Source organism: Shewanella nanhaiensis, from assembly GCF_019457885.1.
Classification (GTDB): domain Bacteria; phylum Pseudomonadota; class Gammaproteobacteria; order Enterobacterales; family Shewanellaceae; genus Shewanella; species Shewanella nanhaiensis.
Map to the genome: position 1 here is coordinate 112,608 of NZ_JAHZST010000007.1, position 13,221 is coordinate 125,828.

The following is a 13,221-nucleotide window of genomic DNA, read 5'->3' on the forward strand; positions in this document are numbered from 1 at the left end:
ATAAAGAGCTTGAGCGGCTGAAAGAGTTGCTTCGAGTTGTGATAAAAAGCCCGCTAGGATTTATGAGATCCTAGCGGGCTTTATGTTTGGTAAAAAGCAGACTCTCTTTGGCTTCGGAATCATAACACTAAAATCTAAACCTAAGAGTTGGAGAGATATAAACAATATCTTCTGCATCTCCTGTTTGCTCTAAAAAACGGCCAGCTTTAAAATAGCTAATATCAAAGTCAAATGACCAAAATGAGTTAAACTTATAAGTCAGTTTAAAACCTAACTGCTGACCTATATATTTACTATTCCCTTCACCTGGTTCTCTAGAAAGAAAACGTGTCACACGATACAAGCCATCCTCCTCAGATACTCTTTGAAACCAAGCCCATTCCAAGTAGAGCTTTAAATTCTCAGTAGGGTAAACAGTAAGTGATGGATGAAGCGACGCCATATTCGCAGGAGTAATAATTTTAATAACACTGTAATATGCAGGGTTAACAAACATAGGGTTAAAGGTATTAATTTCACCATCTCCCTGTTTATCATCACCGGATGACCACTCAAGTTTCAACCCTAAATTTGGCTTCCATATAGAATGATGGAAAGTATAGTTCCAATCAGTTTCAAAGTTAAATGCTTGTATTTTTGAGTCTCCGATATCACCAAACTGATAGGTAAACTCAGTATTATACGAAAATGCTTCACTTAAGCTTCCTGCACGCCTAAGCCCTAAACTATGACGTTTCTCCTCACCAGTTACATCATTAAAACGAGCATGATTAACATGAAACCCAAGATAATAGAGCTCATTTTTACCAAAATCACCAGGTACTACAAATTCTGACACTGCTCCCCATAATTTGGGGTTATTTTCTTCTTTATCAAAAATGTTAGATTTATTATCAAATACACCAAACTCTGGAATCACCTCTCTACCATAAAAAGCCTGCAATCGAAAATCTGCAGACTTCATATGCATACGTAACATATCAAAGCTTCTACGAATATTAGGCCCCTCTCTAAAACCAACCAACCTTGCAGAACCTAGTGACATCTCCTGACGACCAGCGCGTATATACCAATCATCTACAATTTCACCACTGGCTTTATACTCAATAAATCCTTGATGCCAATCTAATTCATCATACTCTGCAAATTCAGTATCATGGCTAGTATAACCATGATAAAACTCCATAAATCCTCTGAATGAAGTTCCAATCTGAATGTTAGTATGTAAAGCAATGCGATGTGAGTAAAAATTTACATCGTTACTCTCTTTCGAAAAGCGGTTAATATAAAATTCCCCTCTAGGTCGAACTTCACCACCTAAAGTTACGTACATATCTCCCTCACTATTTAAAGGGATATATTTCATCCTCTCCCAAAAGGAGAGGTCATCTAAATCGCTATTAATAAATTTATTATAGCTCTCCTCAGCTCTAAATAAATTAAAGTCATATTGAACATTAGGATGCTTATCTTCAGAATAAGAATAAAAACTAATTCCAAGCAAACTCAATATCGCACACTTATTTATTTTTATATTCATAACCACCTACTATTATAAATAGTTACAAGAAACTTAATTGAGGAGAAACAAACCGTCAGTAGATAATTTTAAAGCACTATATAAATCAAATTAACTGACAAACTAAACCCATATTAAGGGTAATTGAACATTACCCTTAATATATATTTATTTTTCACTAAGGTCCTTATAAGCTGCAGGGACATTTAAGCTAGGATGAACCCAAGGATATAATTGGTAACCTTGAAACTCAGGAAGAGTAACTTTTTCAACTGTTTCCTCTAGTGTTAGACCACCATCAATAGCTTTCTGAACTTGAGCCGTAACTGCTTCTAAATAATCAATATGCCACTTTAGATCTTCCTTTAACATAACAGAGCCATGTCCTGGGACAATTCGAGCATCCTCTGGAAGAAAGTCGTAAACACTCTGTAGAGTAGTCAAAGTTTCAATAAGATGACCATCTAACAACCATGGCAAAGAGGGCTTAACAGTTATAATAGGGTTTCCTGTCCACATCACTTTTGACTCAGGCTCCCATATAAAAAGATCACCACCTGTTTGAGCAAAACCGAAGTCAATAATATCAACCTGTTTTCCACCTAAATCTAAAGTAATTTGAGCACCATCAGACAATAGAATATCCCCAGTAACAGGTTTAATCTTTTCGATTCCCCGACCACGACCAAAGTTTTGTATCATGAACTCTGTATCAGCATTAAAGTGCTTATCAATATACTCTTTGGCTACTTTATGTTGAATAACTTGTGTCTCATCAGATAAATACATATTCCCATAAGAGTGATCTCCATGATAGCTCGTATTCACAGCATATAGGACTGGCTTATTTGATTGCTTTTTAATCATACTCTCAACTTGTTCATAAAGTCGTTTGTTAAGCATGGTCTCAATCATTAACACGCCATTATCACCAACAATATATCCACCACTGGTCGCTACTGGGATTCCTTTTTTCTCTTTTACTTTAGCCATTTCAGGATAGTAAGCATACACTCCTTCAGCTAATTTCTCTGATTTAAGTACCACTTTATTAGCATCCCAAATAGGATCACCAGCTAAAACACTAGCCGAAAATAAACCAATAACTAATAAAAACGTGCTCTTTTTCATACTTATCTCCTTATTATAAAACAAACCGTTTAATGCTGATATGGTGACCATTGAGACATCATTGTTCCATCTTCATAACCTAAACCTTGGTTATAACTCACTAGCTCTAATTGCATCCCCCAAGGAGATAGAAAATAGATCCACTGCAACCCTGAAGTAGGACCTTCTTCAACAATTTTTACTTCGCCTAAAACTTTGACTTGGTGAGACTTCAAATAATTAGTTGCGCTATCTATATCTGTCACATATAGAGCTAAGTGATGCCCTGAATAATCACTATTTTTTACTTGTGATTTATTCTGATCAGGAGATTCATATTAAAAAATCTCAAAGGATGGTCCATTTTGGCATTTCAGCATACGATATTTTCGAATTACGGATCTTGGGTGAACATTTAAATTTTTATTCATCCAATCATCATCAGAAATAAAAGGTCCTGCATCATAAAGAACACTACAACCGATCACATCGACAAAGAATGTAGTTGCCTCCTCTATATCTGGGACAGTAAAACCAATATGATCACCACCTTTTAATCCTGGGATACCTTTACTCATACTCTCTCCAATAAAGTGAATGTCACATTGTAAAAAAATAAATAATGACATCACTATAACAAACTCTAAATGTAGAAAAACCACCGCTCAAGACAAGATATACACCTGCAAAACTATTGATTGACAAAGCATTACACCAGAGACAATACACTCTAGCAAAACAAAATAAAACAATGTAATGTGAATAGATAATATTCAATTTTGGAATGATATGGATAAACTAAGCGCAATGCGCTCATTTGAAGCAGTTGCACGAACTAGCAGTTTCACAGAAGCGGCAAATCAACTAAATACAAGCCAAGCAACTGTAAGTAAAAAGGTTTTACTATTAGAAAAAGAACTAGACTGTCAGTTAATAAACAGAAGTAGCCGTAAGTTATCTCTAACTGATGATGGAAAAACGTACTACGAACAATGCAAAAAATCTCTTTCAGATATAGATAACATTGAAAACCAATTGAGAAACAGTAAAAACTCAGAAAAAGGAACAGTGAAGATAACAGCACCAATTCCTTTTGCATCTAGAGTTCTCGTCCCTTTATTTCCAGATTTTTATAAAAAACACCCAGATATAAAAATTGAAATGATCTTAAGTGATACCCAAGAAGATATTATTTCAAAATCATTTGATATTGCTATAAGGGCAAATCGTCACTTTGATGATTCATCTCTGATAGCACTAAGTCTTTGCAAAAACCCTCTATGGCTTATAGCTTCACCTGAGTATATAAAGCACCATGGAAAACCAATAAAGCCTAAAGATTTAAAACAACACAATTTCATAAATTACACACTTTTTAAATCATATAGAAACTTAACGCTGACAAAAGATAATAAAAGCGAAAATGTTAACGTCAATGGTAACCTAGCAAGTAATAATGGTGATGCAATACTAGCTAGTGTTATAAATGGTATTGGAATTGGAGAGTTACCAATCTGGATGATTGAAGAACATATAAAAAATGGCTCCTTAATTAGAGTTCTTCCTGAGTATATAGCTTCTGAAGTTCCATTTAAAATTCTTTACCCAGTTAGAGATAGAATTCCTCTGAGAGTTAAGCTTCTAATTGACTATTTAAGGGTTAATCTGAAAAACAGATAACAGAGCCAAATATAATAGAGCAGAGTAAAAATCACCTAACAAAATCATCAAGGATCTTCTGTAGCTCGCCACTTCGTCTCATGGCGTAGATAACGGTATCAAACTGTAAGATAAAATCGTCCATATGAGGAAACTTATCGGCGCCAGTAGCTGTAAAGGCGAGAAAACCTTGCTCGATACTGATGGTTGCACCTTCCATTAATCTGGCATGCTTTCCGCCTTCATCATACATCCCATTGGCTTTAAGTTGTTTCAGCTCCCACAGAATTGAGATCCTATCATTCATATAGCAATCGGTTCTGCCTAAGCCCAACATCATGATATTTTTCTCATTGCCATTGGCTTCATTGACTGTGATCTTGCCATCTTTCACCGCTTCCCAGAATCTATCCCCCCCAGATGAGAAGCCGGCATTATTACCAATCACTAAACCAAAGTAATCATCGGGCCAGATAGGCCTGATAGAGCGGGTTAATACTTCAGCACGGCAAACAACAATCACCCTCTCGTCCAAAATGGGAATTGAGTAGGGCCACATATAGGGCCTCTCTTTGGTTCTATGGTAGGGAGGGTAGATAGCGAACCCTTTACCATTCTCGATATATGATAAGCCCCGCTTCCAAGGTACAGGCTTAATCTTAACCTTATACCCCTCCATCCTTGAGAATGCCTTTTGAAGGATCTCGGTATAGATCCCCTTAAGCTCACCATTTTCAACATATGAATAGGGAGGATAGGAGTCATCAGCATAGACCTCCACTTGCGTATCCGCAGCGAGGGCCAGATATGACACGAAAGAACACATTAAAGTAGCAAGAAACAGCGATACAGTTTTCATATCATCCCCTGAACTAAACACCGTCATCGGTAACAATTAGTTTAGTTCAGGATTTAAATTATGAGTGTTAAGCAAACCGATTTTAGGTGTTTGGGATAATGAAATAAAAGGCTTATGGAATAAAGAGCACTTCCTCATCAAGCAGATCGAAAATCACCTCGATGGCAATCTCTCTATCTACACTACTTTGAGCCAGCACATTCACCAAATCTGCACCACTAAAACAGGTCGTCTGCTCCGCAAGTAACAAGACTAACTGAGCAAGGATAGGGTCGGTCACATTTTGGCTCTCTCGATGCCTTACCTTGTAGCTGACACTTTCAATCCTTTGAGACTGATTTTGATTGCGCTTTTCGATAGAAAAAGAGGTTTCTGGATTCACCGCAAAGATACTGGAATCTACCTCGGCTTCTGTTAGCTTAGGCTTGGCAAAATTATCAGCACCGCAGATAACAAAATCCAGTTTAGGCACCTCAAACAGACGCTCAATTATCTGATACTGCTCAACATCACTCAAGCCTTGTAGTCTTTCCAGTAGCTCTGGATCATCAAAGCGCTTCTCTACCGACCAGACATCAGGCTCGACCCAACGCACAAACTTCATATTAGCTTGTTCAATGAGTTGCCATAATGAGGTGATGTCATAACTGACTTCATTAACATTCAAGCAGGTATCGACAAATTCAACATCGGGGTTTCGATAGGTATTTTTCCAATAGTTATCTTTAAAAACCGTCTCTTCTGCCGCCTTAGCAAGCAACCTTCCCATGGGGATTCGACTCTCAATCGGATCATCTTTAGGGCTGAGAATATCTATCCCTTCGATTAGTCGATACAGGGCTTGTCGCCCAAAGCTGCCATAAAGCATCAATGATATAACACCATGGGGAGCAAGAATTTTCGTGAGATTATTTAAACCTACCTGTGGATCTGCCAAGTGATGCAACACCCCTGAGGAGTAGATCACATCAAATCCCCCCTCTGGCACCTCCAGCCCCTCTAATGTCATCAAATCTGCTTGCACGAAGTTGATGTTAGTCAGCCCCCGCGCTTTTGCATTAGCACTGGCCTCTGCAAGGCCAACCGAGTTGATATCAATAGCGGTAAACATCACATCTGGTTGAAGTGAAGCAGCGCCTAAAACGCCTGGGCCACGACCGCAACCTGCATCCAATACCTGTAGAGGCTTATCAGAGGTTCGCTGGTTTGCAACATAACTAAGTAGCAGTCTGATATCAAACCCAGGTCTAATTGTCGGGTCCCCTGACGGATAAGGGTACTGCTCATACATGCTCTTCACTTTGCTGGTCGTCTGATCCACTGTCCATCTCCAGTTATAATCAATTAAAATTGAATGTTACTCGCTATTTTTACCATAACATTATGAACTAGAAAATAGATATTAGCCCCATAACTTACTGTCAAAACTAATATTTTAGACTGAAATAGGGATAGCTTAAATGAACAAAATAAAAAACCACTGAGATTACTCAGTGGTTTTATTTCTTTAACTTAGCTAGGTATTGAGAAGTTTGCTCTAGAAAGTAAAGTTAACCTTGGCCGTGTAAGTGATCCCGTCGAAGCCATATGGCAGCGCCCTTACAGGGTATTGAAATGCCTGATTAGTAATAAAATCGAGTGGCTCATCGGCGCCAAGCTCATCGGGGGTCACATCGAAGATATTATTCACCCCCGCGGAGACACTTAAAGAATCTGTAAAGTGATACTCTAAGTTAATATCTACTAATACTGCGGCTTCTACAGTACTCGTCGGTTTAAATGAACCTGTGGGAGAAAGAAAACCAGGTAAGCCAATATGCTCATTACCAAAGTAGGTCACGTCGGTTTCGCCAAAGTAATTAGCCCTAACCATGGCTTGCCAGTCATTTTTACTGTAATCAAACGTTAAAGTCACACGCTCTTTCGGCTGACCATCGGTTAAGAAGCTACGCTGAAGCTTATCCAGTGCAACGTCCTCAGGGATCCCCTCAGGTGCATTCACACTGTCTATTTTGGTCTCATTAAGGTTCCCCGCAAAGGTAGTATTTAAATCGCCGCCAAATAGCTCAGCCTGATGGGTCACAATCAGATCTACCCCTTGAGTAGTTGAGTTAACCGAATTAGAGAAGTAGTTAGCTTGTTGAGCCCCTGTCGCAGCCAAGGCTGCAACCGCTTCAGAACTGAAAGCCACATCTTCAGCTTTCAAAAGGCTACCTAAGGTAATTCTATCTTCAATCTCAATTCGATAAGCATCTAAGGTGACAGAAAGATCATCGGTAGGGTTAAGCACAAAACCTAAACTTAGGTTTTTTGAGGTTTCAAGTTTTAGACTATCCACTCCGAGAGCCGAGGGGAAGTCTGTTCCCACTGTAGCAGTAAATGAGTTAATTAGTTCGCCGTTATCACCAAGATTGGTAGTATAAGCGGTATAAGCACTTTGCTGCAGTGATGGCGCCCTAAAGCCTGTAGAGACTGCGCCGCGTATGGCAAATGCATCACTAACATCAAAACGTGATGACAGCTTACCCACGAGATCACTGCCTGAATCTGAGAAGTCTTCGAAACGAAGCGCAGCGCCTAGCATCCAGTCATCAAAAAAATTAGTTTCAAGGTCTAGGTAGAAGGCATAACTGCTTCTGTCAGCTTCACCCGCCGCATTAGGCCTTAAACCAGGGTAAGCCTGAAAACCACAACCAGCAGAGACTGCTGAATCCATCACTGAAGGGAAGGGGTCACTTGCATTTGAGCTACCGCAGGAGTAGGAGGCCAGTTCACCGGCCACAATCTCATAGTTTTCACTGCGGTATTCACTACCAAACGCCACATATATCGGCGAGTCCCAACCTGTATCCACAACACCACTAATATCAGCATTTAAGGTGGTTTGGTCGAAGCGGAAACCACCCGAATAGCCAGAAGTTGGTCCTGAGTTAGCGGCTATCTCTGCATCGGTTGCACCTGGATTGTTATAAAGATACTCGGCAGCATAGGAAGCATTAATGGTGTTTCTCGAATCAAAGTCATAACGGTTTTGTCCATAAACAGCTGAGAGGTCAAACTGCCAATCATCATTAATATCCCCTCTTAAACCAGCGGCAATTGAGGTATCCTGCGCCTCGTTAAAAATACGCGGCAGAAAACCATCGGGATAGACTTGAGGAACAACTTTTTCGGCCTCATCAAAATTACGCCAAAAACCATTGCCTAACGCGGTACGATTTGAATAGCCACCGAAAGAGTAAAGCTCAAACTCCCCCACCGGCATCATGGCATTGTAAAACATCGATTTAAATTCTGAATCAGCATTACCTTGACTCCAACGTACCTCATCGGAGAGTGCACTCCCGTTGGGCACAGTTGAAGAACCTCCCATGTCCCTTTGAGCGCGGTTAGTGCCATCGGCATCGCGGTACTCAAAGGAGAGATTAATAAAGCCGCCATCATCACCAAGATCAAAGCCTGTGTTTAAGCCAAGGGAGTAGTTATCGCCATCTCCCTCACCCGTACTCCCGCCCTGTATATAACCAGAGGTAACGTCTGTGCTGTCTCTAAGAGATAAATTAATCACACCAGCGATGGCATCCGATCCATATTGCGCCGCAGCACCATCACGCAACACCTGTACATCTTTAAGTGCAATCAACGGAATGGCATTCATGTCCGTTCCCGCCGCGCCAGCACCAACAGTGCCATTAAGGCCAAATATCGCTTGATTATGGCGACGCTTGCCATTTATTAATACCAAGGTCTGATCCGGTTGTAGCCCACGCAGTGTAGCGGGACGAAATAGATCTGATCCATCAGAGACTTGAGTTCGACTGAAATTAAACGAAGGAACACTGGCCTGTAGACTCTGTCCTAGCTCAGTAAAACCGCCACGGGTTAAGCTCTCTGCACTGATAATATCAACGGGAACCGCAGACTCTGTTGCAGTTCGATTCGAAACCCTAGTACCCAAAATCGAAATGGTCTCCACCTCTTGCTCGGCTGATGCCTCATCGGCGGCCTGAACAGCCACACTGGTGCTCCCAAGAGCGATACCTATCGCAAGCGTTAATGAATTAGCGCGGAATATTCTCATTATAATAACTCCCTATCACTTTACCTGAGCAATAACTTGCCAAAGCCTATTCTTTTAGGTTTAAGGCTTAATACTGACAAGTCTGAGGTAAAACAGTTATGATTTTAAATTCCATTCTCAGTATTAAATAGCGCTAGAGTTTAATAGCGCAGCTATTTAATGCTGATACAACAATGAGCCCATTTAAACAATATAAAAACATACAGATTAAAAAGATAAAACTAATTAAACACTGAGTGGTAAAACATCACCAAAATAATCACAGGACAAACAAAGCGAACATAACTTGGCCATATTTTCCAAAACAGTGAATGCTCAATATCAGGACAACCCAACTTCAACTCATTTAATATCGAGTCTCGTCGCCACACCCACCCAGCAAATAGAGATAAAACTAACCCAAGTAGAGGTTGGCTATATTGAGTGGTAAATGAAATCACCGCCCCAAATAGCAATTCAAAATTAAATACAATACTGGTACTTATCAGCATGATGATGCCACCAATTAACCAAGTGGCACGACTTCTGGGTTGTGAGCTGTTCTCAACCGTATAAGCAACTGGCACTTCAAGCATAGAGATAGATGAGGTGACGGCTGCAATCGCCATCAGGGAGAAAAAGACAAAAGAGATAACATTGCCAAGATCCCCCATCGCTGTAAATAACTCAGGGATCACTGTAAATATCAATCTATCACCATTAATTAATTCTCCAGCCTCGGTGAAAATAGTCACGCCATTATGTTGTGCCACATACATGGCAGGAATAATTAACATGCCCGCTAATATTGCAATACCAATATCCACTAAGGTGACTTGAGCTCCTAAGGTCACGATATTCTCTTTTTTACTGATGTATGATCCGTAAATAAGCATGGTTCCAACACCCAAAGAGAGTGAGAAGAAGGCCTGACCTAAAGCACTAATTAAGAGATCTGAATGTAATATTTTAGCAAAGTCAGGGATCACATAAACTTCCCAACCTAAAGCAGCACCATCGAGGGTCGCCACGAAAATAATCAATGAGATAAGTAAAATTAATAGCAGAGGCATCAATCTGGCCGACCACTTCTCTATTCCATTACTCACCCCCTTATGAACAATCCCTATGGTTAATAAAGAGAAGATAAAACAAAATATTAAGTTTCGTGGTGTTGAAAACGCCGTTAACCAAAGCGATATTTGTTCTAAGCCTAATAGGTCAGTGATAGACGCTAGTGCATAAGCCAACATCCAACCCGCAACGATGGAGTAAAAACTTAAAATTAAACAAACAACCGTAAGTGCCCAGTAACCAGATAGCTTTCCACTTAATTTACTAACAGGCCCTTGGGATATTCCCTGAAGCGCATTAACCATATTCGACTGTGAATAACGTCCTATCACTAACTCAGCCATTAAAATGGGATAGGCTAATAAAAACGTTAATATCAAATAGACTAAAACAAAAGCGGCACCACCATTACTAGCAACCTGAGTAGGGAAACCCCAAATGTTCCCCAGTCCCACAGCAGACCCTGCCGCCGCGAGTACAAAACCAAGCTTAGATGAAAACTGTCCACGTACACTCATACTTAACAACCTTATTCTAAAGCCATGTAAAATAAAGGCTTATTATTGTTTTGTTATTATTTGTATATCTCCATCATACGGACAAAAATCACACTGCCCAGCTTTTTATCTTCAGCAAAACAACAAATGCGTAACAAAGGTAGTAATCATTATCACACTCAAAAACACTCAAACACTGCCCCCATCAAGCCTGTAAACCTATGGCCTAATAACAAAGCATTCATTTTTTGTATCTAAATAGAAGATTTATAAAATTATGGTTATTTTTTAAAAGCAGATAACCTTAAAAATATATTCAAATCCATATCGACTGCGAATTAAGGGCGAGACAGATGTCTGAGTTACCTATATTAACCAGCTACATTGATGGTCATTTCATTAATAGCGACACTCATTTCGACAATATTAACCCTGTAAATGGTCAAACAGTTGCCCGTATCAGTGAAGCAACACCAAAGATGATTGAAGATGCGGTAATAAGCGCACGAGCCGCTCAAGACTCAACTTGGGGCAAGATGACAGTCAATGAGCGCTGCGCTCTGCTACACAAGGTGGCCGATAGAATGGCTGAACGTGAAGAAGAGTTTATTACAGCTGAAATTACCGACACAGGCAAATCCCTTTTCCAAGTCAAAACCATAGATATTCCCCGTGGCACAGCTAACTTCCGGTTTTTTGCCGATCTGGCGAAGTTTAATTCGGGAGAAACCTTTATCACTGACACCCCAACGGGTGATAAAGCACTCAACTACAGTGTCAATAAACCTCTAGGCGTGGTTGGGGTTATCTCCCCTTGGAACCTACCTCTACTATTGGCTACCTGGAAAATTGCCCCTGCCATGGCGTGCGGTAATAGCGTGATATTAAAGCCCTCAGAGGAGACCTCATCCACCGCTTTTCTTCTTGCAAAGGTGATGGATGAAGTGGGTATCCCCAAAGGCGCATTTAACCTGATTTTAGGGCGAGGTAGTGCCGTTGGCGATGCACTGACCAGCCACCACGGAATCGATGCCATCACTTTCACAGGCGCATCCTCCACAGGAAAACAGATAATGCGATCGGTTGCTGAGCGAGTAAAACCTATCTCATTTGAACTTGGCGGTAAAAACTCAGCCATCGTTTTTGCCGATGCAGATCTTAATAAAGCGATAAAGGGCGTAACTCGCTCTAGCTTTACCAACTGCGGACAGGTTTGCCTCTGCACTGAGAAAGTCTATGTTCACCGCTCTCTTTTCGACGCTTTTATCCAAGGTCTTAAGCGTGAAGCGGAGCAGATAAAGATAGGCTACCCAAAAGATAAAGATGTATTTATCGGCCCACTGGTCTCTAAAGTCCACCAGCAAAAGGTCCTCTCCTACTATCAACTCGCCAAAAATGAAGGTGCGACCTTTGTCACTGGTGGCGGTGTCCCTAAGTTTAATGACGAGCGTGATATGGGCTGCTTTATCGAGCCAACTATCATCACCGGACTCAGTGATGATGCGCGAGTGAATCAGGAGGAGATCTTCGGTCCCATCTGCCATGTATCCCCCTTTGATGATGAAGATGAGGTGATAGAGAGAGTCAATAACACTGACTATGGCCTCGCCGCTTCGGTATGGACAGAGAACATCTCCCGCGCCCATCGTGTCTCCCCCCAGTTAGATGTCGGACTTGTGTGGGTGAATACTTGGTTCCTGCGGGATCTTCGTGCTCCTTTCGGCGGCGTAAAACTATCCGGAATTGGTCGTGAAGGAGGAAAACACTCCCTCGCCTTCTATAGCGAGCCAGTCAATATCTGCGTCCATATCGATAGTTGACTAACGTTTAAGTAACACAAGCGCGGCAGCAGCAAGTAGATGGTTAAAACCAGATGACTAAGACATGACGAAAGCTAAGTAAATAGTACCAGCAAGCAGCGAATATGAGAGCAGAGCAATGAAAGATAACAAAACAGAAGCAACACTCGTCGCGGGAAAAGCTAAACCAAGAGGTAGCTTCCCCCACCTTAAACGTGCTGGCGATTTTATCTATGTTTCTGGCACAAGCTCAAGATTGCCAGATAACAGCTTTGCTGGTGTTGAGGTCGATGAGATGGGTGCAACCAATCTAGATATTGAAGTTCAAACTCGTGCAGTGATTGACAATATTCGAGACCTATTGCGATCCGTCGATGCCGATTTAACTGATCTAGTCGAGATCAGCACCTTCCTCGTCAACATGAATGACTTTGCCGGCTACAACCGTGTCTATTCAGAATACTTTGACTACGACGGTCCTACTCGCACCACAGTTGCGGTACATCAACTGCCGCACCCACACCTCTTGATTGAGTGTAAAGCCGTGGCCTACAAGCCGCTTTAGGTTTTAGGTTTTAGGTCCTAATATCGAGTTGCGAGTTGCGAGTTGCGAGTTGCGAGTTGCGAGTTGCGAGTTGCGACAA

11 protein-coding genes are annotated in these 13,221 nt (G+C 41.0%); 3 read left to right on the forward strand and 8 right to left on the reverse strand.

Annotated elements, in window-relative coordinates:
- Positions 1-127 precede the first annotated feature (127 nt).
- From K0625_RS11655 to K0625_RS24600, 4 genes are all read right to left on the reverse strand, one after another.
- Positions 128-1,540: an alginate export family protein gene (locus tag K0625_RS11655; protein WP_220109857.1), complete on the reverse strand. Its 1,413-nt coding sequence runs from the start codon at positions 1,538-1,540 to the stop codon at positions 128-130.
- 147 nt (positions 1,541-1,687) lie between these two features.
- The gene (locus K0625_RS11660; protein WP_220109858.1) at positions 1,688-2,650 is read right to left on the reverse strand and encodes an MBL fold metallo-hydrolase; all 963 of its coding nucleotides are present in this window, start codon (positions 2,648-2,650) and stop codon (positions 1,688-1,690) included.
- 29 nt (positions 2,651-2,679) lie between these two features.
- Entirely contained in the window at positions 2,680-2,895 is a 216-nt protein-coding gene (locus tag K0625_RS24595) for a VOC family protein (RefSeq protein WP_232847057.1), read from the reverse strand.
- 72 nt (positions 2,896-2,967) lie between these two features.
- On the reverse strand, positions 2,968-3,207 hold the full coding sequence (locus tag K0625_RS24600; protein ID WP_232847058.1) for a VOC family protein: 240 nt from the start codon (positions 3,205-3,207) through the stop codon (positions 2,968-2,970).
- Positions 3,208-3,418: 211 nt separating this feature from the next.
- Between K0625_RS24600 and K0625_RS11670 the strand changes: the two genes are divergently transcribed.
- Positions 3,419-4,309 carry a LysR family transcriptional regulator gene (locus tag K0625_RS11670; protein WP_220109859.1) on the forward strand — a complete coding sequence of 297 codons (891 nt, stop codon included), beginning with the start codon at positions 3,419-3,421 and terminating at the stop codon, positions 4,307-4,309.
- 31 nt (positions 4,310-4,340) lie between these two features.
- On the opposite strand, the gene K0625_RS11675 is transcribed toward K0625_RS11670, so the two are convergent.
- The 4 genes from K0625_RS11675 to K0625_RS11690 form a co-directional block, all read right to left on the reverse strand.
- Positions 4,341-5,147: a substrate-binding periplasmic protein gene (locus K0625_RS11675; protein WP_232847059.1), complete on the reverse strand. Its 807-nt coding sequence runs from the start codon at positions 5,145-5,147 to the stop codon at positions 4,341-4,343.
- Positions 5,148-5,259: 112 nt separating this feature from the next.
- Positions 5,260-6,468 carry a class I SAM-dependent methyltransferase gene (locus K0625_RS11680; protein ID WP_220109860.1) on the reverse strand — a complete coding sequence of 403 codons (1,209 nt, stop codon included), beginning with the start codon at positions 6,466-6,468 and terminating at the stop codon, positions 5,260-5,262.
- A gap of 216 nt (positions 6,469-6,684) precedes the next feature.
- Positions 6,685-9,228: a TonB-dependent receptor plug domain-containing protein gene (locus K0625_RS11685; RefSeq protein WP_220109861.1), complete on the reverse strand. Its 2,544-nt coding sequence runs from the start codon at positions 9,226-9,228 to the stop codon at positions 6,685-6,687.
- 221 nt (positions 9,229-9,449) lie between these two features.
- A complete protein-coding gene (locus tag K0625_RS11690) occupies positions 9,450-10,799 on the reverse strand; it encodes a sodium-dependent transporter (protein WP_220109862.1) in 1,350 nt (449 codons plus the stop codon).
- Between the two features lie 332 nt (positions 10,800-11,131).
- Here K0625_RS11690 and K0625_RS11695 point away from each other — a divergent pair, with 332 nt between their 5' ends.
- Entirely contained in the window at positions 11,132-12,598 is a 1,467-nt protein-coding gene (locus K0625_RS11695; RefSeq protein WP_220109863.1) for a 2-hydroxymuconic semialdehyde dehydrogenase, read from the forward strand.
- Positions 12,599-12,716: 118 nt separating this feature from the next.
- On the forward strand, positions 12,717-13,142 hold the full coding sequence (locus K0625_RS11700) for a RidA family protein (RefSeq protein ID WP_220109864.1): 426 nt from the start codon (positions 12,717-12,719) through the stop codon (positions 13,140-13,142).
- The last annotated feature ends 79 nt before the right edge of the window (positions 13,143-13,221 follow it).